24 protein-coding genes and 3 pseudogenes are annotated in these 23,020 nt (G+C 70.2%); 8 read left to right on the forward strand and 19 right to left on the reverse strand.

The window, feature by feature from the left end:
• Window positions 1-378: 378 nt before the first annotated feature.
• Entirely contained in the window at window positions 379-840 is a 462-nt protein-coding gene (locus J2S41_RS07490; RefSeq protein ID WP_310364737.1) for a hypothetical protein, read from the reverse strand.
• Between the two features lie 489 nt (window positions 841-1,329).
• On the opposite strand from J2S41_RS07490, the gene J2S41_RS07495 reads away from it, so the two are divergent.
• Both J2S41_RS07495 and J2S41_RS07500 read left to right on the forward strand, forming a co-directional pair.
• Window positions 1,330-1,455 (forward strand): hypothetical protein, encoded by a 126-nt coding sequence (locus J2S41_RS07495; protein ID WP_374728250.1) that lies wholly within the window; start codon window positions 1,330-1,332, stop codon window positions 1,453-1,455.
• A 125-nt stretch (window positions 1,456-1,580) separates the two neighbouring features.
• Window positions 1,581-2,237, forward strand: coding sequence for a hypothetical protein (locus tag J2S41_RS07500; RefSeq protein WP_310364740.1), 657 nt, complete (start codon window positions 1,581-1,583; stop codon window positions 2,235-2,237).
• A 103-nt stretch (window positions 2,238-2,340) separates the two neighbouring features.
• Here J2S41_RS07500 and J2S41_RS07505 read toward each other — a convergent pair whose 3' ends face one another.
• From J2S41_RS07505 to J2S41_RS07545, 9 genes and pseudogenes are all read right to left on the reverse strand, one after another.
• Window positions 2,341-2,532, reverse strand: coding sequence for a hypothetical protein (locus tag J2S41_RS07505; RefSeq protein WP_310364742.1), 192 nt, complete (start codon window positions 2,530-2,532; stop codon window positions 2,341-2,343).
• Window positions 2,533-2,860: 328 nt separating this feature from the next.
• Window positions 2,861-3,064, reverse strand: a complete 204-nt coding sequence (locus J2S41_RS07510) for a hypothetical protein (RefSeq protein ID WP_310364744.1) — start codon at window positions 3,062-3,064, stop codon at window positions 2,861-2,863.
• 765 nt (window positions 3,065-3,829) lie between these two features.
• Window positions 3,830-4,351: a hypothetical protein gene (locus tag J2S41_RS07515; RefSeq protein WP_310364747.1), complete on the reverse strand. Its 522-nt coding sequence runs from the start codon at window positions 4,349-4,351 to the stop codon at window positions 3,830-3,832.
• Window positions 4,352-5,340: 989 nt separating this feature from the next.
• A pseudogene (locus J2S41_RS07520) lies at window positions 5,341-5,592 on the reverse strand (transposase family protein); the annotation flags it as partial.
• A gap of 89 nt (window positions 5,593-5,681) precedes the next feature.
• On the reverse strand, window positions 5,682-6,194 hold the full coding sequence (locus J2S41_RS07525; RefSeq protein ID WP_310364750.1) for a DUF3455 domain-containing protein: 513 nt from the start codon (window positions 6,192-6,194) through the stop codon (window positions 5,682-5,684).
• Window positions 6,195-7,011: 817 nt separating this feature from the next.
• On the reverse strand, window positions 7,012-7,215 hold the full coding sequence (locus J2S41_RS07530) for a hypothetical protein (protein WP_310364751.1): 204 nt from the start codon (window positions 7,213-7,215) through the stop codon (window positions 7,012-7,014).
• A gap of 514 nt (window positions 7,216-7,729) precedes the next feature.
• Window positions 7,730-7,873, reverse strand: a complete 144-nt coding sequence (locus J2S41_RS07535; RefSeq protein WP_310364753.1) for a hypothetical protein — start codon at window positions 7,871-7,873, stop codon at window positions 7,730-7,732.
• Between the two features lie 131 nt (window positions 7,874-8,004).
• On the reverse strand, window positions 8,005-8,397 hold the full coding sequence (locus J2S41_RS07540) for a hypothetical protein (protein ID WP_310364755.1): 393 nt from the start codon (window positions 8,395-8,397) through the stop codon (window positions 8,005-8,007).
• Between the two features lie 329 nt (window positions 8,398-8,726).
• Window positions 8,727-9,311, reverse strand: a complete 585-nt coding sequence (locus tag J2S41_RS07545) for a chymotrypsin family serine protease (protein ID WP_310364758.1) — start codon at window positions 9,309-9,311, stop codon at window positions 8,727-8,729.
• A 217-nt stretch (window positions 9,312-9,528) separates the two neighbouring features.
• On the opposite strand from J2S41_RS07545, the gene J2S41_RS39805 reads away from it, so the two are divergent.
• Complete coding sequence (locus J2S41_RS39805) at window positions 9,529-10,008, forward strand: polymorphic toxin-type HINT domain-containing protein (RefSeq protein ID WP_374728117.1); 480 nt, start codon at window positions 9,529-9,531, stop codon at window positions 10,006-10,008.
• Window positions 10,009-10,738: 730 nt separating this feature from the next.
• Here J2S41_RS39805 and J2S41_RS07550 read toward each other — a convergent pair.
• Window positions 10,739-10,924, reverse strand: a pseudogene (locus J2S41_RS07550) (transcriptional regulator); the annotation flags it as partial.
• A pseudogene (locus tag J2S41_RS07555) lies at window positions 10,924-11,216 on the reverse strand (YnfA family protein); the annotation flags it as partial. The pseudogenes J2S41_RS07555 and J2S41_RS07550, both read right to left, overlap by 1 nt.
• Here J2S41_RS07555 and J2S41_RS07560 point away from each other — a divergent pair.
• Complete coding sequence (locus tag J2S41_RS07560) at window positions 11,197-11,478, forward strand: hypothetical protein (RefSeq protein ID WP_310364761.1); 282 nt, start codon at window positions 11,197-11,199, stop codon at window positions 11,476-11,478. The pseudogene J2S41_RS07555 and the gene J2S41_RS07560 overlap by 20 nt on opposite strands.
• Here J2S41_RS07560 and J2S41_RS07565 read toward each other — a convergent pair whose 3' ends face one another.
• Complete coding sequence (locus J2S41_RS07565) at window positions 11,479-12,381, reverse strand: GlxA family transcriptional regulator (RefSeq protein ID WP_310364763.1); 903 nt, start codon at window positions 12,379-12,381, stop codon at window positions 11,479-11,481.
• Entirely contained in the window at window positions 12,378-12,962 is a 585-nt protein-coding gene (locus tag J2S41_RS07570; RefSeq protein WP_310364766.1) for an isochorismatase family protein, read from the reverse strand. Before J2S41_RS07570 ends, J2S41_RS07565 begins: the two co-directional genes overlap by 4 nt.
• Window positions 12,963-13,124: 162 nt before the next feature.
• On the opposite strand from J2S41_RS07570, the gene J2S41_RS07575 reads away from it, so the two are divergent.
• The 4 genes from J2S41_RS07575 to J2S41_RS07590 all read left to right on the forward strand — a co-directional run bounded on the left by J2S41_RS07575 (window position 13,125) and on the right by J2S41_RS07590 (window position 17,905).
• The gene (locus tag J2S41_RS07575; protein ID WP_310364768.1) at window positions 13,125-14,216 is read left to right on the forward strand and encodes an alpha/beta hydrolase family protein; all 1,092 of its coding nucleotides are present in this window, start codon (window positions 13,125-13,127) and stop codon (window positions 14,214-14,216) included.
• A gap of 210 nt (window positions 14,217-14,426) precedes the next feature.
• Window positions 14,427-16,202 carry a DUF8832 domain-containing protein gene (locus J2S41_RS07580; RefSeq protein ID WP_310364771.1) on the forward strand — a complete coding sequence of 592 codons (1,776 nt, stop codon included), beginning with the start codon at window positions 14,427-14,429 and terminating at the stop codon, window positions 16,200-16,202.
• A gap of 30 nt (window positions 16,203-16,232) precedes the next feature.
• Window positions 16,233-17,366, forward strand: coding sequence for a hypothetical protein (locus tag J2S41_RS07585; protein ID WP_310364774.1), 1,134 nt, complete (start codon window positions 16,233-16,235; stop codon window positions 17,364-17,366).
• On the forward strand, window positions 17,363-17,905 hold the full coding sequence (locus J2S41_RS07590) for a hypothetical protein (protein WP_310364776.1): 543 nt from the start codon (window positions 17,363-17,365) through the stop codon (window positions 17,903-17,905). Before J2S41_RS07585 ends, J2S41_RS07590 begins: the two co-directional genes overlap by 4 nt.
• 42 nt (window positions 17,906-17,947) lie before the next feature.
• Here the strand turns inward: J2S41_RS07590 and J2S41_RS07595 are convergent, their stop codons facing one another.
• The 5 genes from J2S41_RS07595 to J2S41_RS07615 all read right to left on the reverse strand — a co-directional run bounded on the left by J2S41_RS07595 (window position 17,948) and on the right by J2S41_RS07615 (window position 22,981).
• On the reverse strand, window positions 17,948-19,156 hold the full coding sequence (locus J2S41_RS07595) for an MFS transporter (RefSeq protein WP_310364778.1): 1,209 nt from the start codon (window positions 19,154-19,156) through the stop codon (window positions 17,948-17,950).
• A gap of 147 nt (window positions 19,157-19,303) precedes the next feature.
• Window positions 19,304-20,734 (reverse strand): NADP-dependent phosphogluconate dehydrogenase, encoded by a 1,431-nt coding sequence (gene gnd, locus J2S41_RS07600; RefSeq protein WP_310364781.1) that lies wholly within the window; start codon window positions 20,732-20,734, stop codon window positions 19,304-19,306.
• 111 nt (window positions 20,735-20,845) lie between these two features.
• Window positions 20,846-21,226, reverse strand: coding sequence for a MerR family transcriptional regulator (locus J2S41_RS07605; RefSeq protein ID WP_310364782.1), 381 nt, complete (start codon window positions 21,224-21,226; stop codon window positions 20,846-20,848).
• A gap of 109 nt (window positions 21,227-21,335) precedes the next feature.
• Window positions 21,336-22,286, reverse strand: a complete 951-nt coding sequence (locus tag J2S41_RS07610) for an aldo/keto reductase (protein WP_310364784.1) — start codon at window positions 22,284-22,286, stop codon at window positions 21,336-21,338.
• Between the two features lie 62 nt (window positions 22,287-22,348).
• A complete protein-coding gene (locus J2S41_RS07615; protein WP_310364785.1) occupies window positions 22,349-22,981 on the reverse strand; it encodes an alpha-ketoglutarate-dependent dioxygenase AlkB in 633 nt (210 codons plus the stop codon).
• Between the last annotated feature and the right edge of the window lie 39 nt (window positions 22,982-23,020).

Here is a 23,020-nt window from a genome sequence, read left to right on the forward strand (position 1 = left end):
CCCACGGCCACATTGAGCTGGGAGGCCAGCAACTGGGCGGCGTGGTGGACCTGTTTCACCACGGTGGCAACGTATCCGTTGATGAGGTGTCCATCGATACGCATTGTGTCAACCAGAGCTATCTGCCGCGAGGGATTCAACTCGACAGCATGCCCCGGCGCCACCGGTGGGCGCTCATGCTGCCCGCCGTCGGCGACGACCCGCGATAGGGCGGCGGTAAGAGATCGGTGGCCCTCTCCCGGCTACAGAGAGGGTCACCGATCTCTACGGATTCGGGTCAGATGTGCTGGGCGATCGTCGTGCCCGAGTGCCGGGCCGCCGCAGCTTGGTCAGCCGGCGTAGCGGCCCGGGCACCGCACGGACCGTGGGACGCCTCGACTAACAGGGATAGGCGTACAGGGCGTAGGAGGTGTTCGGCCCGATCAGGTGGACACCCGGCCCCAGGTCAGGTAGTTGATCGCGCCAAGTCTTGCCGTGATCGTCGGAACGCATCTGGGCCGTGCAGTAGCCGGGACCGGTGTACCAGCCCCCTGTCGTGTTCCAGCCGAACTGGCTGTGGGACCACATCTGCGGCTGCAGTCGTTCGTCGTATTTCCCAGGCACCTTGTAGACGCCGTCCTTCTGACCGATCACACCGACGGCGATGATGCTCGAGTTGCCGACGGAGTTGGTGACGTAGGAAGGCAGATTCGGCGGGGCCGCTGCCACGGAGCGGTGGAGGGCGGCGCGAGCGAGTGATGCCGCTGTCGCTTTCGCCGGTGCCGCCGACGCGGGCGATGCCACGAATATCGAGAGAGCCAGCGGGAGCACGAGCAGGGTCAGGCGTCTGATACGGGTCACCACAACCTCCGGATACGGGCTTCCCCTGACAGGAAGCCGATGATGACGACATGCCCGCTCTGCGCGCCGGCCGTAGCACCACGGCAAGCCGCAGAACTGAGCTGATCGAAGCATCGGCAGAGCCGGCAACTACCACAACAGACATCTGTCCCCCCCCCAGCCTGCATTTCTGTCTCCAGAAGACACATACCAGGCGGTGATCGTGGAGAACGTTACGGACGCGCGTCCACGGCCGCGTTCCTCCTCGCGTTGGAGCACGCCTGGTCCGCGATCCGTGCGCAGCACCCGCAGGTTCCCGAGGCCGTCATCGTTCCGGTCCGGCGTGGTGATCGCCGCGCGTGCGGCACCGCCCGATGGAGTAGTACGGCTGCATCACTACCCGAGCGGGCCGCCCAACCGCCTGCAGGCGCTGGACAGCCGCACGCCGGCGTTTGATGGCGGCCTCCTGCGCCGCCAGGTTTCCCCCAGCCTGCTCAGGACCGACTCGATATCCGGGGCTGCAACAATGCCTACCCACACTGGCTCGACTGGTACAACTACCACCGACCCCACACCGCACTCGGCGGCCACCCACCCGCCCACCGCGTCACCAACCTGCCGGAACAGCACACCTAGCTGCCGCCGAGACCGATCAAGAGCGACGACCATCCGGGAACGCAGAGTGACCACCGGCGGCCAGATAGCTCCCCGCCAAGTGGCCGCCGCTGGGGAATTCCCACTGGCCGCCGACAGCAGCCGGCGTGTTCCTCCTGGTGGCGTTCGCGGCCTGGCTCGGGCCGGCGATCGGTCAGGGCGAGGACCGCTGGACGCTGATGGCCGGGCTGAGTCTGCTGACCGCCGTCTGGCTGGGCGGCCTCCGGGGCGCGTGGAGCGGGTGCGGGGTGCGGCTGACCGCGCACGGCATCGACTACCGAGGGCCGGCGAGCACGCTCACCGTGCCGTGGGAGGCCCTTGACGCCGTCCACCCGGTGGAGTCGGTCGAGCGATTCGCCATCAGGCTGCGGTACGCCCGCCCCGACCTGATCCGCGCCACCGGCGTCGCGTTCGACCGGCGGACGATCCGGTTCGAGGGAGCGGACGCGCACTTCCTCGCCGCGGCGATCGACTGCTACGCCGCGCACCCGCAGCGCCGTGCACGCATCGGTACCCGGGACGCCCTCGACGAGCTGCGACGAAGCGTCCCACCGGCGCCACCGCAGGGGCCCCCGCCGGGCTGGGCGAGCATCGGCGCCGGTGTCCTCGTCTTCGTCGTCGCCTTCGCGGTCCAGGGGGCGCCGGTGCCGCGCTGGGTCACCTGGATCGCCGGCGGCATCGCCATCATGGCGGCCGGTCACTCGGTCCCCGCCGCCTGGACCCGCCTGCGCGGCAAGGCCTCCGCCCGCCAGGACATGCGGTGATCCCGGCTGTGTCCGGCTCGTGAAGCCCCGCGGTCCACAGCACTTGATGAGGCACTTTCACCAGGAGGACCGACCTCGGGGTCTCGGTGCGCGCGGGGACCGGCTACCGCAGGCCGTTGTCCTGGACGGTGCGGATCAGGGCGGTGATGTGGGCCGGGGGCAGGTCGGCGTGCCAACCGGTCAGGCGCAGCAGCAGCCGGATGCCGGCGTCGGCGCCGATGCCGGGCAGCGCGCCGGTGAGCAGATCGGCAGGCGGCGCGATCGGCGCGCGGCCACGGCACGCTGCCAACGACATTCCCGTTCCAGCGTTCTTATGACGGGCGGAGCAGGCCGCTTATGGCACGGCGGGACCCACCCGTTTCACTGCGGTAAAACGGGGTGTGCCCTCCGGTGGCGCCCTGGTACCGGCCAACGCGAAGTGCCGAATCAGCTCGTCCGGGTCGTCGAAGCCTGGCGATGCCGCCGGTGGGCGCGCGCCTGCTAGCTGACTTGGTGTCCGGCCCGGTCTACCGGCGCGTGCCCCCGCAGCGCCGGCGCCTTCGCCGCCGCCGAACGCGGCGTCGTCGACGTCGTACTGGCCGACATCTGCGGGACCGGCGACCGGTGACCGGCGGCCGTGATCGTCACGTCGCGGTGCCGCAGACATCGGCGAACCGGCCGGCGTCGATGTTGCCGCCGGAGATGATGACGCCGACCCGGGACGGCAGCCGCCCGGCGGCCCCGGAGAGGATCGCCGCCAGGCCGGTGGCGCCGCTCGGCTCGACCACGATCTTCAGGCGGTCGAACGTGAAACGCATCGCCTCCTGGATCTGGTCGTCGGTGACCACCGTGACCGCGGAACCAGCCGCCGGTTGACCTCGAACGTCAGCTCTCCCGGGACGCGCGCGCCCTGACCGTCCGCGATCCTGCGCGGCACATCGATCGAAACACGGTGGCCCGCCGCCAGTGAGCGCCTGGTGTCGTCCCCGGCCGCAGGCTTCACGCCCACCATGCGGATGCCCGGGTTAGCGGCCACGCTCATGACACCGAAACATCATCGTCCGCCTCGCGGGGCCACGTCTACGATTTTCGTGCCAGAGCCAGTATTCCGTGGCCGCTGACATACATCGGTCCGGAGTGCTCTGGATTCTACCGTTAAGCGGAGAAAGGCACGTCGAACCGATCTCCACGATCTGATCGGAATGACAGCATGACGGCTTCCGGGCTTAGTGCCGGCTCGAACACTCGAGACATCACCAGGAACCTTTGGCAGTCGGAACCCTCGTCTGCCGTTTGCCAGTACTCTTTTCCTAGGTCATCTTGAGCGGACAACTTTATCTGTCCGTTTAAAATATCCACGACCGGGACGGCGGCATTCGGATATGCAAAGCGGAGACGAAAGGAAGTCGTCCAGCACTCCAAACTGATGAGCGTCGCCCGATAACCACCGAATTCGGCCTCCAGTCCCGCAAGCGTGTGCACGGCGACAAGCGAGGGCGTCGGGAGAGCGTTAGCCATTCAGTCTCCAGGATACGAGCATCTCTGGGGCGCTATCCTACCACTACGGAAGGAGCGTGGAATCACCGGTTCCGCGCTCCACTCTCTGCGCAAGGTCAGATGCTGACGAGTACGGTAACGGTGTTGCTAACGGCCGTGCAGCGAATGGCTGCCGCGGCGATGGAGATACATTCCGAAGGATACGTGGACCAGACCCACCCGGTGGGCAGGGTCAGAGTCGCCGCCCCACTGACCCAGTATGTTCCCGCGCACTGCGTGCCAGCGCAGATATCGGCACCGGTGGAGTTGCCCAGGTTGCAGGCCGAGCAGGTGAAAGTCGCACCCTGCGCAATGTTGACGCCGTTCAGCCACAGCGTCGAGGTCACCTGGATCGCTGCCATCCACTGCCCGGGCGCGGTCGTGGTGCACAGGACTTTGGCCGACCATTCGGATTCGGTTGTCACCAGCACACCGTCGAGATACTGGGCGTGAATGTTGCCGGTGATGTCATTGTAAGTGCATCCACCGCCGGGCGGGTCCGTCAGGTCGGCAGCCGGCACGGCTGTGAACGAGGCGCCGGATAGGCCTTTGGCGACAATGGGAAAGGACACGGCTTCGGTCTCGTCGGAACTCTTCACGGGACTTGCCGTTACGGGAGTAGCGACGCCCATTATGAGCATCGCCACAGAGAGCATGGCTACGGACAGTCTTCGCACTGTTCCACCTCGACAGGTTGTTGACAGCGGTGCGGTGCGGCCGGCCATCAATAACGGTAACGGATTGTCTGATATGGATACAGGCTTCTATCGTTGGTTGGCAATGTTGAAGGACCGCAGGCGTGACAATGTGTCGACCACTTGATCACGCCGCAGCTTTTGTCGTCGCCCCGTGTCCGGCCAACACATTCCCCGCAGAGCACTCCTCTCCAATCGCACAGAGTGATGTAAGGATGCTTGTGATGCGTGTCACAGTCTCTTGGATTGGACCTTTACGTTCAATGTCGAATTACCGCTGCAACGGGACGGGTGTAGTACGGCACAGGTGGCACCAGCGCTGACCCGGCTTACGTGAGTGAGCAGCCCGTCCCGGTGGCACCATCTCATCGCTGCCGATCAATCAAGGCCAGACGGGCTCAGCCGCGGAGGCGCACGGGTATTTGCGATCACTCGCCAAAGACTCTGCGGTTGCTCAAAGCTGACCAGATCGCCACGCGTCGGTTCTCGGGGTGCCGTTCCTGCCCTGGCCATGCTTTGCCGGTCGGTGCCGCGCTGCCATGCACTCGCTGTGGACCCCTGCGACGTGCCCCGTTCGTCATGGTTCGACCGGTCAGGTACGGGCGGCCTCGGCCAGGTCGCGGATGGCGTCCGCGAGCTGCTGCGGCGCCCGCTCCACGGGCAGGTGCACGGACAGGTTCTGGGTGCCGCCGCCGGACAGGTCCGCGGTCACCCTGATCGCGAGCCGCGGCCGGGTGTGTCTGCGGCGGGGGATGAGCAGGCGACGGCGAGCAGGGTTGAGGCGACGACGGCGTGGGACGGCTTGCGCACGGGGGTCTCCTGCCGGACTGCCGCGCGCCCCGCCGGGCACTCCGGAGCCGGCGGGGCGCATGAACAGTGAGCCTTCTCCATACTGCGTAGCGGTTGGTCTCGACGTGGTGCAGAACGAGGATGGCCTGCACGATCGCGGTTCGCTCGGCGTGGGCGGCAACGCAGCTTGGCTAGGATCTTCCAAGTTCTGAGGACGGCGATCGCTCGCTCGCCGCAGGCTTGAATCGTCGCGTGCGCCCGGTCGACGACTTCTGCCGGCGGGACAGCTTCGGCCGGAATCGGCGCCGTTTGAACGGGGTGCGTACGCTGTCGCGGGCACCTCGGTATGCCTTGTCCGTGAAGTTCAAGTTCCCGCGGCCAGCCGCGGCATGGTGCGGTAGGCGGCGGGCCGGCCGGGGTGTCGGCCGGCCGGCGCGAACGTGTCTCAGTTTCCCCAGAAAATGTAGTTGGCGTTGTAGGGGACGCTGGTCTTCTGGCCATCGGTGCAGGCAGCGGACGGGGCCACGCCGCCGAAGGTGTTCATCCGCTGGATGTGGGTCACCCTGCTGAGGAATCCCGTTCCGGTGCGGGTCTTCACCTCGAGCAGCAGCTCGGGGATCGCGCCGGGGACCGGTGAATTGGCCACCGGAGCGGCGGTGATCAGGGAGCCGTCCGAGGTGGACTGCCAGCTCGGGCCGCCGAAGTGGTGAATCTTGCGGTTGGCGCCGTCGTAGAGCTCGGCCTCGGGGGTCGAGGAGCCGGTGAATTTGCCGCCGGAGCAGGTGTAGGTCTGGGTGCCGTTGCCGACCACGAACTGGCCGATGATGGTGAGGCCTGCTGGTGGCTGGAGCGACGGGCCTTCGGCGGCGGAGGCTTGGTAGGTGACCGCGGAGACGCCTGCCGCGACAACGGCGGCTGCGACGAAGGCCATCTTCCGCTTCAGTGTGCGCATGCCCATGGGTACGCACCGCCGGCTGAGATGGATCAACCGCATGCCCCACAAAACGGCGATTTTTCGTAGAGCGTCGCCGTATCCATGGCTGGGTCGCCTGGCCCGCTCGGCCAGCCGGGTCCGCTCGGTGGTGCCGGAGCGACGGTGCTGGTGCACCGGCAGGACAGGGACGTGCGTACGGCCCCGCCGTGGTCGGACGAGATCGACCCGGTGAACGCGTCGGTGCGGTTGTTCGCCGAGAGCCTGCGGGCACTCGACGGCGCCACCTGGACAAGCTCATCGACGAATACCTCGACATCGCTCGGAAAAGGGGGCGACGTCAGCGGCGAACCTGGTCGCGCTGTCCCTCCACCCGGGACGTACGCATCGGGATGCTGCGTGGATCGCCGTCGCTGCGATCCGGAGGCTCGCCGCACGAGCCGACACAGACGGGTGACCTCGAACGCGCGATTTCGGACCCGGCCCGCACCGACCGGCCGATTCAGAAGACTCCCTCGCAACCTTCAGTCGTGGGGAGTCATCGTCGTGTCAGGGGACTTCGACGGTCGGCCACGCAGCTGCCCGCCGGCCGGTGCTCCTTGACCTGAGGGAGCCGCCGCGCTGCTTCGCTGGCCATGCGAGCTAGGAGCGACGGCCCGCGCTCCGACCTGAAGGTGATCGAGCAGTCCGTGGCCGTCTATTCGGAGACCCCCGGCTCCTGAGCTCGGCGAGATCGAGCGGAGCGGCGTCTATGGCCGATCGGTTGAGACCTGGCGGAGGGCGGTGGGCGAGGGCCGTCGCGGCGCCGCCACCACCGCGACGCCATCCGTCTCCCGCGATTGGGTCAGCGGCCGGCGGTTGGCGGGTCTGAGATCAGATCGCCGGTGTCGCTGACCAGGCCGGGGGCCATATTGCCGCCGTGGGCCTCCTGTGGGTGGGGCTCGTCGGAGTCCGAGTCCGTGGCGGTCTCGCCCTCACCCGGGGTGCGGTGGCGGTTGATGGCGGCGGCCACGCTGGGCGGTCCGGCGACGCCGCCGGTGGTGGTCATGACGCCCGTATCCGCCGTTCGGCGGGACGCCAACAGGATCTGCCGATGAGGATCGCGATATCGGCGCCTCCGAGATGAAAACCGGCGGTGGTGGTGTGGTGGGGTACGACCTCGGCCGAGGGACCGCCTCGCCGACGAGCGCGTGAGATTCCGCGTGCCCGCCGCGACGCTTACTCGTGCCCAGGGCGACCAGGTGTTTCCAAATAATGTCCATGATCGGGGAGTCCGGTGCCGGCTTGCGCTGCCCGGCGAGCCGGTAGCCCCAGCGCTCGTACAGGGCGCGGACCCGGGGGTGGTCGTGCTCGACGGCGAGGGTGACGCGCTGCTCGGGGCGACCGGTGAGCAGGGAGTCGGGGACGGCCTGGGACGCGCCGGTGCTCCTCCACGGGTGCAGGACCATCAGTTCGAAAAGCACGAACGTGCGCTGGCCGTCTTCGGTGGCGAAGCCGGGGTCGGGGACGGGTGTGACGGTGAACCAGTAGCCGGTACCGTCCGGCCGGGTCGCCCCGTAGGCCTAGCCGACCGGTGCCGCGCCGTCGTAGCCGACTACGGCCTCCCAGCCCGGGGCGGCGTGCTGGCGGAGCAGGTCGACGAACCGGGCCATGGCGAAGAACGGATCCGTCAGCCGGTCGGCATACACCTGTTCGCAGACCACCACGAGCAGGTCCTCGATCGGGCCGGGTCGGTGTGGCGGGTGAAGGCCACAGCCGCTGCAGGTAGTGAGCCTGCTGACCGTGTTATACGCCAACGGCACCCGTCTCGAACGCGACTGACTGCTCCGGACAGACATCACGGCGCGGGCCAGTTGCTCGGCAGCACCTCGCCGTCAATGGCGGGGAGTGTTCCGTGCTCAACCGAGAGAGTGCGCCACATTTCATCAGCTTTGTCTCGGGTCAGGAAGAGGATGAGCCGGTCAGCCCGAGTGAGCGGATCGCCGGTCGGATAGGGCTCGGAAGGGTTGATGGCCGGCGTTGACAACACTCGCAGGTCGGCGAACCCCTCATCGTCGCCCTTCCATCCGCGCAACCCAACGTTCGACACTGAGTACACATTTCCCGCAACACCGTGGAAGTCGGCAGTACCGACTTTCCTCCCGATATCGGCGGTGATGACAAACTGTGCTGCTTCAAGTGCGTCGGCCGGGGTCTCGGGTGCGGGAGGCGTGGACGGTACGGCACTCACGGGCACGCCATCTCCTGAAAGCGGACCACCTTCTGATGTCCCGCATCCAGCTGTTACCAATAGAGCCACCAAGGTGACCAGAACCCTTGCGTTACGCATCCGTACTCTCCTCGGTCGGTAGCCGGCCAGTGGGTAACTGGCCGGCGACAATGCGACGGTCAGCCCTTGGCCAAGGTTCCCATGTTGTAGGTGGAGGTATAGCCGATCCAGCTGAAGTGCTTGCTTGTGCCAACGACGGCGGAGTGCACGCCGCGGGCGACGTCGCCGGTAGAGGAGGAAGCGACCGCTCCCCCGCTGTCCCCAGCTGCGCTGGCGTAGTTGGCCGCAACCTAGCCGTAGACCGCGCAGCTGCAGGTGTTACTGAAGTGACTGGCGTTGGTCGAGCTGATGGTGCCGCATCGAGGGAATTCCGAATTGCGGCCGAAAAGACAGGCGGTCGCGCCAACGGCGCCGAGTGACGAACCTGTCACTGTTCGAGCTTTAGTCGTGCTGTGTTGGTAGAGCCAGGGCTGTGCTCCGCCGGGAATGTCAATGAAACGCATGTCCGCGTGCGTGCCTGCGGACAGGGCGTTGATGCTGTTGATCGATCCGTAGAACGCGCCAGAATTGACTGAGCCGGATTTTCGGTCCCAGGCGCAGTGTCCTGCGGTCACGGCGCCACGGGCACCATTTCGCGTGACGATCCATCCGACGCTGCAAGCACTGCCGGTCGGCATGGTGATACCAACGCCTCCCCGCCGCGGCGAGTCACAAACGTTCCGGCTGGTGCACGCCTCGTCGACCGCATCGGCGTACTCGATGCGTGCGTTGATGCCCCGAGCCTGCAGCAGGTTGGTGATCGGTGTCGCGTTTGCCCCGCGTTTGAGCGACACCACCAGGCCGTTCGCCGGCCCTCGACGTAGCAGCTGCCACATGCAGCTTCGCCGCCGACACTCCCGTGCTCATGGCCGATGGTTCCACAAAAGCCATTTCTGAGGTTAGCGTCGGGGACCTCGTGTACGCGGAGGACCCGGTTGCCGGGACATCCGGAGCTTATCGAGTCACCGGCCTCTGGGCACATGAGGACAGCCTCGTTGACCTCCACCTATCCGAAGGAACTCTAACCACGACCGAGGACCACCCTTCTGGAGTGTGACAGACCGGAACTGGCAGCCGGCGGCGGAGCTTACCCAGGGGGATCGTCTGCAGGTCGTGGGAGGCAATGCTGCCTCTGTCGTCGGCATCAGCAGCGAAACGCGACATACAGCCACCGCCTACAACTTGACGGTCGATTCGCTTCATACGTATTTCGTGGTTGTCCGAACTACGCCGGTACTAGTTCATAATGCCAACTGCGGTAATCTGTGGGGTGGAAAGCAGGACGGTTGGCAGCATGTTCTCCACGAACATGTGAATGGAAGCCCGGGTGTAGTTGCGGGGAACACTACCTTTGCGGATTATTTGGATCCTGACGATATTGCTGACTTGGTCGAGAGTGCTGCGCAGCAGCGTGGAATTCCCAATCATGGAATCAACCCCGCCACGGGGAAGGTTCGCGACGGTACAATACATCAGGAAACTTCGGGTATCCAGTGGGCTCGCAGGGTGAAAATTCGGTGGAGGTCATTCTGAACCCTGGTGGGTCTCTCCGTACTGCCTTTCCGATATGGGGTGAAGATCAATTACTGAGTTCAAAATGAGCTGGAAATTTAGCGGAGTCGGTCACGCCGTCCTCTCTCTAAGTCTTCCAGGAGCTACCGTCGATGTGCATACCACGTATATCGGAGATGGGCTCGGATCGCTGGTGCAGTGCGCAGTGGATCTGAGTAAGGGCTCTAGCTCGGCGATCGCGTTTCTTCCTGTTGAGCCTGGGGGTACCTGTATATTTTTCGGCGGTGCGAAGGAAGAGGCGTACTTGCAAATCGTTCGTTTCGCGGACATGCATTCACCCGATCGACGGTGGAGCGGAGGGCGCCTAATCTGGGCAGGGATGGTGGGAGTGCGGCAATTCATCAATCAAGTCTCAGATACCGTAGAGGAAATGCTCGCTGATCACGGTGGTGCTACTCGTGCGGCATCATGGGCCCTGGCCCAACTCCCGATGGATCTAATTGAGGAACTCCGAGGCATCGGTCGGCCGGAAGCCTAGTAAAACTCTTTAGGCTTGACTGTTCTGGCCGGCCTGACGGGGTTTGGTGTGGCCCTGTGTCGCTCCGGGCGCCCCTGGGGTCTCCGAGCCCGGCTGAATTCCGCCGTGTCGGGCCCGGCGGGATCAGCGTCAAGCCCGCCGACCGCCGGGGACGACGGCGGAGGAGCACCAGGACGGCGACCTGCGGCACTCGTTCGCGCTGCGGCACGCTCATCAGCAGCAGCCCTTCGCGTCGGAGTCCGGACACGCGGCCGGGTCGACCGCCAGCACCAGGCCAAGCAGATCGCCCAGGGCATGCGCGAGGCGCGGGTCGGCCAGCTCGGAGCGGGTGCGCCGACCCTCCGGGGCGGCGACGACCAGGCCGCAGCCTCGCAGGCAGGTGAGATGGTTGGACAGGTGCAGATGACGGCGCCGATGACGTCCCACTGGTCGGGGGCGGAACTCGTCGATGACCATGCCCCAGGCCAGCGAGCCGGCGACGATGATGCCGCCGTCGGCGGCCAGGATTCGGCCGAAGTTGGGGTCGGGTTGAAAGGTGGCGACGAAGCCGTAGGCGCCGAGCGCGGCCGACGCCGGCGCCGATCCACAGCAGGCCCTTGTGCTCGCGGACGCCCTGCCAGATCAGCCAGGCACCGCCGATCTCGGCGAGCGCCGCGACGGCGAACAGCAGGATGGACCGGCTGATCGTCATGCGCGTATCGCAGCACACCGGCGGGTGCTGCGACGCTGGCAGGGCGGCGCCGCAGCAGCGGGTCGGCCGGGCTGGCAAAGGAACGGCCGTCGCCATGTTCGTCGACCGGCACGACGGCATTCTCGAAACCCTGGGCGAACTCACCGCAGGGACATTGGATTTTCAAATGCTGATCCCAGCGGACGAGGTCCGGGGGTGCACCGCGTTCACCACGGCGAACTGGTCGAGCCTCCGGCTAGCAGCGGATTCGTGCCGTCGATGATCACCTCTTCGGCGGTACGGGAGCCCGTGACCTGAGCCGGCGGAGCATGCGTGCGTCGGCGAAGCCGGTGGCGTGCGCGGCGGCTTCCACGGTGGCGCCGTGGGCGATCAGGTGCTGGGCGCGTTCCAGGCGCAGTTCCTGCTGGTAGCGCAGGGGCGTCAGGCCGGTCGCGGCGCGGAACAGGCGGGTGAGGGTGCGCGGCGCGACGCCGGCGCCGGCGGCCAGGTCGTCGAGCGGCAGCCGTTCGGTGAACCGCGCGTCGATGACGTCCTGGGCGCGGTGCACCGCGTCGCTGAGGTGGGCACGGTGCCGGAGCATGGCGCTGTGCTGGGCGTCGTCGCCGTTGCGGCGGGCGTAGACGACCATGGCGCGGGCGACCCGCGCGGCGGTCGCGGGGCCGTGCGCGGCGGCGACCAGGTGCAGGGACAGGTCGATGCCGCTGGCGATGCCGGCGGACGTGACCACCCGGCCGTCGACCGTGAACAGCACGTCGCGGACCACGGTGGCGCGCGGATGGCGGCGGGCCAATTCGTCCTGGAGCTCGTGGTGGGTGGTGCAGCGCCGGCCGTCGAGCAGGCCGGCCCGGCCGAGCGCGTCCGCGCCGGCGCAGACGCTGGCCACGGTGCCGCCCGCGTCGTGGTGGGCGCGCAGCCGGGCCAGCGTGGCGCCGGACAGCGGGCCGGTGCCGGCCAGCGTGGGCGAGGCGCGCCAGCCCGGGACCACGACCAGGTCGGCGTCCGGCCAGTCCCGTGCGGCGCGGATCGTGACGCCCTGGGCGGATCGGACGTCCTCCTGCTCGGCCACGTACCGCAGGTCGTAACCGGCGGTGTCGAAGACCTGGGCGGGGCCGGCCAGGTCGAGCAGGTGCACGCCGGGCACGAGCAGGAAGACGACCGTGGTCATCGGGTCAGGATCTCATCGAGGGTACGGATGGTGGCGAACCGCCCGGCCAGCGCGTACTCGGTGCGCTCGACGATCGCGTCGGTGCCGAGCGTGCGCGGGTCGGCCAGGATCTCGTCCCAGGAGCGGCCGGCGGGCGCGTCCCGGTGCGGGATCGGGAACGTGGCGGTCGCCTCGGTCACGAAGTCGACGTCGTATCCGAGGTCGGCGGCGACCCGGGTGGTGGTCTCGCAGCACTGCTCGGTCTGGATGCCGCAGACGGTCAGTGCGCGGCTCCCGGCCAGGGTGAGCCGCCGCTGGAGGTCGGTGCTGGTGAACGCGTTCCGGGTGGTCTTGGTCAGCACCGCCTCGCCGGGCAGCGGGTCGAGCCCGTCCATCGGGCGGACGTGCCCGGACGCCGGGTCGAACGGCCCGTCCGTGCCGGGCTCCGCGTGCAGCACCCAGACGACGGTCTCGCCGCGGTCGCGGGCGTCCCGGACGAGCCGGCCGGCCCGCGCGGCGATGTCCGGGACCGAGACGGCGGCCCAGCGTGGGCCACGGCGGAACGACTCCTGCACGTCGACGACGATCAGCGCTCTGTTCATTGTCCGATCGTGGCAGCGCCTGAGCTGCGCGGACAGGCACGATCGCGTCCGGCGGCGGACCGATCCGGCCACGGTTCCGCAGGGCGTGCCAGGGATGTCCCCGAGGAACGTCAGGGCCGGGCCCGGATGCCCGGCGTGGAGGCGGGCGGAAGGGTGGCTGGCATGAGGATATTGACCGCGCTCGCCGCGACCGTGCTGCTGCTCACGGCGACGGCGACGTCCGCACAGGCGGACCCGGGCACCGGCCTCGCGCTGCGGGAGCCCTCCGGTCCGTACCCGGTGGGTGCTCGTGATCTGCGCCTGGTCGACGAGGATCGGGCCGACCCGTGGGTGCCGGAGCGGCGCCGGGAACTGATGATCACACTGTGGTACCCGGCGGTGCACGATCGGGGCGTGCCGGAGCCGTACGTGACGGCGGAGGAGTCACGTCTGATCCTGGCCCGGATCGGCGCCCCGGGCCTGCCGCCGGAGCTGCTGGCCGGCGTCGGCACGCACGCCCGCACGGACACGCCGCCGAGGCGCGGGCGGCACCCCGTCGTGGTGCTCTCGCCCGGGTTCTCGTTCCCGCGCTCCTCGCTGACCGGGCTCGCGGAGGACCTGGCCAGCCGCGGCTACCTGGTGGTGGGCGTGGACCACACGTACGAGGCGGCCGCCGTCACGTTCCCGGACGGGCGGGTCACCACCTGCCTGGTCTGCGATCTGGTGGAGGGCGGGACCGTGAACGGCGGCCAGGTCGGCGAGAGCCGGGCCGCGGACGTGTCGTTCGTCCTCGACGACCTGGCGGCGCGGCGTGACGTGCCGGCCGACTGGTCCCGGGTGGCGATGGCCGGCCACTCCATGGGCGGCAACGCGGCGGCGCAGACCATGGTGCGGGACCGGCGCGTGGACGCGGGCGTCAACCTGGACGGTGGCTTCTACCCGGCGGTGACCCGGCTCGACCGGCCGTTCCTGATGGTCGGCGCGGAGGAGCGGCGGCCCGGGACGCTGGAGAGCTGGGACACCAGCTGGGCGAACCTGACCGGCTGGCGGCGCTGGATCACCGTCACCGGCACCACGCACAGCTCGTTCACCGACTACGGGCTGCTCGGCGAGCAGGCCGGGTTGCCGCTGCAGACGATGCCCGGTGCGCGGATCACGGAGATCACGACGGAGTACGTGGCGCAGTTCGCCGGCCGGCACCTCCGGGGCGAGCCGGCGCCGCTGCTGCGCGGGCCGCACCCGGACTACCCGGAGGTGCTGTTCTGGCGGCCGTGACCGGAACCGGCCGGGCGTTGCGGTAGGCGCCGGCGGCGAGGTCGTCGAGCGGCGCCGCCGGGCCCCGCGGCCGCCGGCCCGGCAGCTCCCGGGTGCGGGTGCCGCCGGGCCGGCCGCCCACGCCCGCATCGGGTGTCCCGCCGCGGAGCTACCCGGCATACCCCGCGGAACGGACGACCGGCGGATCGACGTGGCCCTACGTTCTGCGCCATGAGCGTACCGATGCGGATGATCGTCGCCGTGGCCGTCCTCGCGGCCTCGCTGCTGGGCCCGGCGGTGCCGGCGCGCGCCGACGGCGCGATGAGCGGCGCGGACGTGACCGTGGCGCAGAGCCTGGGCGCGCGCGAGCTGACCGTGGTCCTGCGCCGGGTGGCCGGCGTGCCGGGGCCGCTGCACGTGGACGTGATCACCCACGCCGGGTCGCCGGCCGGGACGCTGCGGCTCACCGCCGTACCCGCGGGTGAGGGCGTGCCGAGCGGGGCGGACCTGACGCTCCGGCCTGATCCGGGGCCGCACGCGGCCACCCTGGGCGTGGACCGGCCCGGGCCGTGGGAGCTGACCATCGGCGACGGCGAGCGGACCGCGCGGATCCCGTTCGTGGTGCACGCGCCGACCCTGAGTCCGGCCGAACGGTACGTCTACGGCGGTTTCGTCGCCGCCGGCCTGTGCCTCGCGATCGCGCTCGGCGTGGCGCTGGCCGCCCGCCGTCCGGAGTGGACGGCCGTGCCCGGTGCCGGCGTGGCCGCGGGTGTGGCGGTGGCCGTGGCGATGGCGCTGCTGTCCGCGTCGCAGCCGGCACCGCCGTCGGCCGGCGCGGACCTGGATCCGACCGTGGCTAACGCGGCCGACCCGTACGCGAACCCGCCGCGCGCGGTCACGCTGTCTCGTCCGCCGGTCACGCTGACGGTGCGGCAGCGCCCGCTGACCGCCGGCGTGCCCGCCACCGTGGACCTGGACGTGACCGACGCGGCGAACGGCCTGCCCGCGGACGACCTGATCGTGCACGACGGCGGCCTGATGCACCTGATGGTGGTCTCGCCGTCCGGCCGGCTGTGGCACCTGCACCCGATCCGGGTCGCGCCCGGCCGGTTCCAGGTGATGTTCACGCCGGACGCGGCGGGCGAGTACGCGGTCACCGCCGAGGTGGCCCGGCGCGGCGGCGGCGTGCAACTGCTGCGTGCGCCGTCCGGCCCGACCGCGGGCGGGGAGTCCGGAGTCGCGGTCGCGCCGCTGTCGATCCGGGAGAGCCGCGCGGTCGACGGCGTCGAGGTGCAGGTGGCGATGGCCGACCCGGTCGCGGGCGCGCCGGTCACGCTGCGCGCCCGGATCGGCGACGAGGCCGACCTGCAACCGTGGCTCGGCATGCTCGGGCACCTGATCGTGGTCGGCCCGCTGACCGGCGGCGCGGGCGACGCACCACTGTGGATGCACGCGCACGCGATGGACTCGGCGACCGCCATGCCCGCGCACGACATGGCCGGCATGGCGGGCATGGGCATGGTGCCGATGGCGGACGCGCTGGGGGAGTCGCTGCCGGACGAGACGGTCGCCGCGTTCGGCCCGGGCGTGGGCTTCACCATGTCGTTCCCCGAGCCGGGCCGCTACCGGATGTGGCTCCAGGCCGAGAAGGACTACCGGATCGTCACCGTCCCGATCGCCGTGGACGTGCGGCCCGCGCCACCGTCCGATGTGGACGGGCGCGAGCGGGTGGCCGCCGTGGCGCCGGAGCGGGCCCGGACCGGCGCCGCGGACCTGACCGTCACCGTCACCCGCCGGGACGGCACTGCGGAGACCGCGCCGCGCGTCGACGTCCAGGCGCTGCTGCCGACCATGGGGTACGCGAGCCCCGTGCTCACCGGCGTCGCGCAGGGCGGCGGCCGGTTCCGGGTCGAGAACGTACCCCTGATGTCCGCCGGCGGCTGGCAGTTGCGCATCACTCCGCCCGGCGGCACCCCGATGACCGTCCCGTTCTCCGTTACTGACTGATAAGTCAGTTCACTGGAAGGTGGTACTCCCATGTCCCGTCCATCCGCCGGCCTGATCGGCGCGGCCGTGCTGCTGTTCGGCACGTCCATGTCGCTGGCCGGGATCGCCTGGGACGTGCAGTGGCACGTCGACGTCGGCCCGGACACGTTCTTCACGCTGTCGCACCTGATGCTCTACGCGGGCAGCGCGATCGCCGGGCTCTCCTCGCTGGCCATGGTGCTGCGCGCCACGGCCGCGCAGCGCGCCGGCCGCCGGACCGACCCTGAGGAGGGCGGCCGCACCGTGCGGGTGCTCGCCTTCGACGCCCCGCTCGGCTACCTGGTCTCCGGAGCCGGTGCCGCCATGTTCCTGCTGTACGGCATGGTCGACCTGTGGTGGCACACCGTGTACGGCTTCGACGCCGTGCTCGGCTCGCCGCCGCACGTCGCGCTGTTCAGCTCGATCACCGTCACCATGGTCGGCGCGGTCATCGTGTTCGGCTTCGCACCCGGCCGTCGCTGGGGCCGCGCCGGGCTGGCGCTGTCGCTGCCGATCCTGATGCTGTTCAGCCCGCTGATGCTGGAGGCGGTCGAGGACCTGCCGACCGGCTTCAACGCGGTGCTGGTGGCGTCCGCGTTCTTCACCACGCTCTGCCTGGTGCTGGCCGCGGGCGTGTCGAGCCGCCCGGCGTACGCGGTGACGGTCGCGGCCACGCTCGGCGCGATGCAGCTCGTGCTCTGGTTCTTCGCGCCCTGGGCGTCGCGGGTCTACGCGGACTCGACCGGCCTGCCGCTGCGCGACAACCTGGAGGCGTCGCCGCCCGAACTGGCCGGTGAGGCCCCGATCTTCCTGCTGGTCACGGCGCTGGCCATCGCCGCGGTGCTCGCCTACGGCCGCCGGGCGTCCGCGTCGCCGCGCTGGATCCCGCAGCTGGCCGGCGCGGCCGGTGGCCTGCTGGTGGCCGTCTCGATGGACGCGCAGATCGCGCTGATCGGCAACGGCCCGCTCGCCGCGCCCGGCCAGCTCGTCGCGAACGCGCTCGCCGGACTGGCGGCCGGCGCGCTCGCCGGCTTCCTCGGCTGGCGCTTCGCCGGCATGCTGCGCGGCCCCGCGCACCCGGCCGGGACCGTCCCGCCCGCCGCCCGGATCACCCAGCTCCCACTCACCCACGGAGGTGCCGCATGAGGCCGAGAATCGCCGCCGCCGTCGCCGCGGTCGCGCTGGTGCTGCTGCCGGCGTCCCCGGCCGCCGCCTACGAGCCGGTGAACATCGTGCACACCGAGCAGGTGCAGGCCGGCCCGTACACCGTCACGATCGGCTTCTCCCGCTGGCCGCTGCGCTCGATGCAGTCGCTGGACTTCTCGTTCATCCCGGACGGCGGCATCGCGGACAAGACCGGCACGGTGCTGGCCGGTGGCGCGGCGGCCCCGTCCGACCTGACCGAGGAGCAGCCGCTGTCCCGGCACCCCCGCCGGCGCGACGTGTGGGGCCTGGACGTCTTCTCGATGGAGGCGCCGGGCGAGCACACGTACACGTTCCGGATCAACGGCCCGCTGGGCGAGGGCGTCGGCACCACCCGGCCGCTCACCGTCCTCGATCAGCCCGGACCGCCGCTGGCGCTGAGCTGGGCGATCTGCGCCGTGCCGATCACGTCTCTGGTGGTGTTCCTGGCCGTCGCCTGGCGCCGGTCCCGACCGTCCCGTCACCTGCCCGCGCTGTCCTGACGGCCGGCGTCACGCCCGCGCCGGCCGAGCGCCGGCGCGGGTTCAGTGACGCTTCTTCAGGACGGGTACGACGGCGAGGGCGAGCCCGGCGGGGACGAGGAGCCCGCCCGCCACGAAGTAACCGGCCCGGAGCCCCTCCGCGTCCGCGATGAGCCCGCCGGCCAGGGCGCCCAGACCGGCGAACCCGATGACGAAGATGCGGAAGACCGAGGTGGCCCGGCCCATCATCGCGTCCGGCACGCTCCGCTGGATCAGTCCGGAGCTGGTGACCGTGATCAGGACGGAGGCGAGCCCGATCAGGACCGCCGCGGCGAGCGCCACCGCGAGGACCGGGACGGCGCCGATGACGAGCCAGGCGATTCCCTGCAGGGACAGCGTCCCCGCGATGACGGCCATCGTCGGTACGCCGCCGAGCCGCCGCGACAGGCCCAGCCCGCCGGCCATCGCCCCGACCGCCATGGCCGCGACGACGAAGCCGTAGCCGGCGGGCCCGAGCCCGAACTCCCGGTCGGCGTAGAGGACCAGGGTGGCCGCCGCGACGTTGAAGCAGAAGTTGTAGAACGCTCCGACGACGCTGACCAACCGGAGATCGCGGTTGGCCCGGAAGTGGGCGATGCCGCCCCGCAGCGCCGCGACGAACCGATCCGTGGGCTGCGCGGGCCTGCCCATCGCGGGAAGGCGCGCGACGAACAGCGCGGACACCAGGAACGACAGCGCCGTGAAGAGGAACGGGCCCACCCGCGACCACGCGAAGATCATCGCTCCGATCAGCGGGCCGAGGAATGCCCGGCCGACGTTGTCGAGCGTCCAGAACCTCCCGTTGGCCTCGTTCAGCCGCTCCTCGTCCGTCCCGAGCAGCGCCGGGATGGTCGCCTGCGACGCGGAGTCGAAGAAGCTCTGCGCGGACGTGGCCAGGAAGATCACGGCGAGCACCGGCCAGATCGACACCTGGTCGGCCGCGATGGCGCCGGCGATCGCCGCGATGACGAGCACGCGCACCAGATCCGCGATGATCATCACGGCGCGGCGCGGCGAACGGTCCACCAGCGTCCCGGCGGGCAGCCCGATGAGCAGCCACGGCACGTAGATCGCCACCGTGGCCAGCGAGACCAGCAGCGGATCCGACGTGATCGAGGCGACCAGCAGCGGCGCGGCCGTGGCGAACGCCCCCTGGCCGACCATCGACACGGCGGTGGACCAGAACAGCGGCCGCAGCCCCGAGAGCGCGAGGTGGTCCGGGAACTTTGTCATGCACCACTATGGCAGCGTCCGATGTGGACCTGGGACCGAGCGGCCCGGGGCGGCCGGCGCGGAGCCGATGGGGTGATCCAGGCGTCCCGGCCGCCTGCTGCACGGCGGGTGCGGGGACGCCTGGATCACCGGGGCGCGGCGGAACGTCTAGCTGGGCGACTCGGTGCGGTCGGCGGACCAGGCGGTGTGGTACGTCCCGGCCCGGTCCACGCGGCGGTAGCCGTGCGCGCCGAAGTAGTCACGCTGCCCCTGGATGAGCGCGGCCGGTAGCCGCGGCGACCGCAGGCCGTCGTAGTACGCGAGCGCGGAACTCAGGCCCGGCACCGGGATGCCCAGCCACGTGGCGGTGGACACCACGCGCCGCCACGCCTTCTGCGCGTCCGCCAGCGCCTCCCGGAAGTACTCGTCCGTGAGCAGCGTCGGCAGGTTCGGGTCGGCGTTGTAGGCGGACCAGATCCGGTCCAGGAACCGCGCGCGGATGATGCAGCCACCGCGCCAGATCCGCGCCATCGCACCCAGGTCGACCTTCCAGCCGAACTCGGCGGACGCGGTCGCGATCTGGTGGAAGCCCTGCGCGTAAACCACGATCTTGGAGGCGTAGAGCGCCTTTTCGATGTCGTCGACCAGCGCGCGGGAGGCCTCCCGCGCGCCGGGCGGCGGCCCGGGCAGTTCCCGGGCGGCCGCGCGCAGCTCGGACTCACCGGACAGCGTGCGCGCGAAGACCGCCTCCGCGATGCCCGGGACGGGCGTGCCCAGGTCGAGCGCGGCCTGCACGGTCCAGCGGCCGGTGCCCTTCTGCTCCGCGCGGTCCAGCACCACGTCCACGAACGGGCGCCCGGTCTCCGCGTCGACCTGGCCCAGCACCTCCGCGGTGATCTCCACCAGGTAGGAGCCGAGCCGGCCCTCGTTCCAGCCCGCGAACACCTCGGCGATGTCGTCCGGCACCAGGTTCGTGGCCTTGCGGAGCAGGTCGTACGCCTCCGCGATGAGCTGCATGTCCGCGTACTCGATGCCGTTGTGCACCGTCTTCACGAAATGGCCGGCGCCGTCCGGGCCCACGTGCGTGCAGCAGGGCCGGCCGTCCACCCGCGCGGCGATGCCCTCCAGGATCGGGCCGATCTCCGCGTACGCCTCCGCCGAGCCGCCCGGCATGATGCTCGGCCCGTGCAGCGCGCCCTCCTCGCCGCCGGAGATGCCCGCGCCCACGAAGTGCAGGCCCTTCTCGCGCAGCGAGTCCTCACGCCGGATCGTCTCCGCGAAGTTCGCGTTGCCACCGTCGATGATCATGTCGCCGGGGGAGAGCAGCGGCGTCAGCTCGTCGATCACCCGGTCGGTCGGGTCACCGGCCGTCACCATGACGATGATCTTCCGGGGCCGGGCGATCGAGCCGACGAACTCGGCCGCGGTCTGCGCGGGCAGGAAAGCACCCTCGTGTCCGTACCCCTCGATCAGCTCCTTGGTCCGGTTCTCCGTCCGGTTGTGCACCGCGACGACGTGACCGTGCCGGGCGAGATTACGGGCGAGGTTGCGGCCCATGACCGCCAGACCGGTGACACCGATCTGTGCCAGCTCCGTCATGCTCTCTCATCCTCCGGGTCCTGTGAATCTGCAGCGGCCGACCTGGTTGCCGACACATACGGGTCCGCGTCGCCGCACAGTTCAACTTCGCCCGGAATATTCCACGCTGGGTTACTCGTTCGGGTGCTCCTCCTTCTCCAGCCGCCGGTACGCGTCTATCTTGCCGTCGATCACGCCCAGCGCCCGCCGCTGCTCCTCGATCTCACGCAGCACGTCCATCCGGTGCTCCTCCAGAATCCGCAGCCGCACACCCGCCGAGCCACGCCCGGCCGAGTCCACGAACCGCTGGATCTGCCGGATCGGCATCCCGGTGCGGCGCAGGCAGACCAGCACGTCCAGCCACCCCAGGTGCGCATCGGTGTAGACCCGCCGGCCCCCGGCGGTCCGCTCCACGTCGTTCAGCAGCCCCGACCGCTCGTAGTACCGCAACGTGTCCAGCGACAGGCCGGTCTTCTCCGCCGCCTCCGCGGGCGTGTAGGTGACGAGATCCATGAAGGACATTCTCCCGCTTCCCGGCGATCCGACGGTCCCACTCCCGGCGTGGTCACCCTGCGCATGCTCCCGCGGGCAGTGGCCACGCCGGAAGCGGGACCATCGGCCCTCAGTGGTTCAGTGCCGCGATGGCGCGCATCTCGTCGTCGGTCAGTGGGCCGCGGGCCTCGGCGGCGATGCATTCGTCGAGTTCCTCGCGGTTCTTGACGCCGAGGACGACGGTGGCCACGCCGGGGGCGGTCAGTGCCCACCGGTGGGCGAGCGCGGCCGGGGTCTCGTCGAGTTCGGCGGCGAGTTCGCGGAAGGGCGCGGCGCGGGCGAAGTCGACGGCGGCGGGGTGGTCCGGGGTCACGGTGCGGTCCAGGGCGGAGGCGAGCGAGCCGGCGGCCACGGCGCGGATGGCGATGACCGGGACGCCGGCGGTGTTGGCGGCCGCGACGATGTCCGGATTGCGGGGCGGGACGTCGGGGTAGATCCACATGTCGCCGTTCATGTCCATCGCGTTCACGATGACCTGCGCGTAGTCGGGGCGGTGCTCCTCGGCGCCGATCGCGGCGATGACGCAGTCCGGGTGCGCTACGGCGGTCAGGCCCCAGGAGCGGATCTTGCCCTCGGCGCGGAGCCGGTCGAACGCGGGGGCGACCTCGGTCGCGTAGCGGTCGTAGTCGAGCGTGCCGGCCGGGCCGGTGGTGCCGGCCGGACGCAGCTGCGTGTGCAGCAGGAACATGTCCACCGCGTCCCGGCCCAGCCGCCGCAGGCTGCCCTCCAAGCTCTCGATCATCCGGGCCACCGGGTCGCCGGGCGCGTCGTCGTGCAGTTGCGCCTTCGTCGCCAGCAGCGCGTCCCGCCCCTTGAGCGCCTCGCCGGCCACCCGCTCCGACTCGAAGTCCGGGCCGTAACTCGGGGCCACGTCGACCAGCGTTATCCCGGCGTCCAGCGCCGCGTGCACGGTCGCGACCGCCTCCGCGCGCGTGGTCTCGCCCCAGACCGCGCCGATCCCGCCGCCGCCCAGCGTGAGCGCGCTGACCTGCCCGAGCCGTCCGAAGTCCCTGGTACGCATGGTCTTCCTCCCGTTGAGGTGATCGCTGGGAATCGACGTTATGACCTGGAGCGCGCTCCAGGTCAAGCCACGTCGTGCGGGCGGAACTGGACGCTCACCCGGGGGCCGACCGGGCGGGCCGTCTTCGGGACCGCGTGCTCCCAGGTGCGCTGGCAGGAGCCGCCCATCACGATCAGGTCGCCGTGGCCGAGCGGGAAGCGCAGGCTCTCGCCGCCGCCGCGCGGGCGCAGCATGAGGATGCGAGGCGAGCCGAACGAGACGATCGCGACCATGGTGTCGGAGGCGGCGGACCGGCCCTTGGTGTCGCCGTGCCAGGCCACGCTGTCCCGGCCGTCGCGGTAGAGGCACATGCCGGCGGTGGTGAACGGCTCGCCCAGCTCCGGCGCGTAGTGCCTGGTCAGCTGCTCACGCGCGTCGGTGAGCAGGGCGTGGGGGAGCGGCTCGTCCTGCCCGTACCACCGGAGCAGGCGGGGGACGTCGACCTGCCGCTCGTACATCCGCACGCGCTCGGCGCGCCAGCCGATGTCGCCGAGCAGCGTGTCGAGCACGGCGTCGGAGCCGGACACCCAGCCGGGCAGGTGGTCGACCCAGGCGCCGCGGGTCAGCGGGTGCCGGACGGCGGCGCGCAGGTCGCCGAGGGCCGGCGCGGCGCCGGACGCCATGTCCAGCAGCGAGGGCTGGTGAGCGGTGGTCATGCCGCCGATCCTAGGCGCGTTAGAACACGCGTGCCAACG

It is taken from the genome of Catenuloplanes atrovinosus (assembly GCF_031458235.1).
GTDB classification, from domain to species: domain Bacteria; phylum Actinomycetota; class Actinomycetes; order Mycobacteriales; family Micromonosporaceae; genus Catenuloplanes; species Catenuloplanes atrovinosus.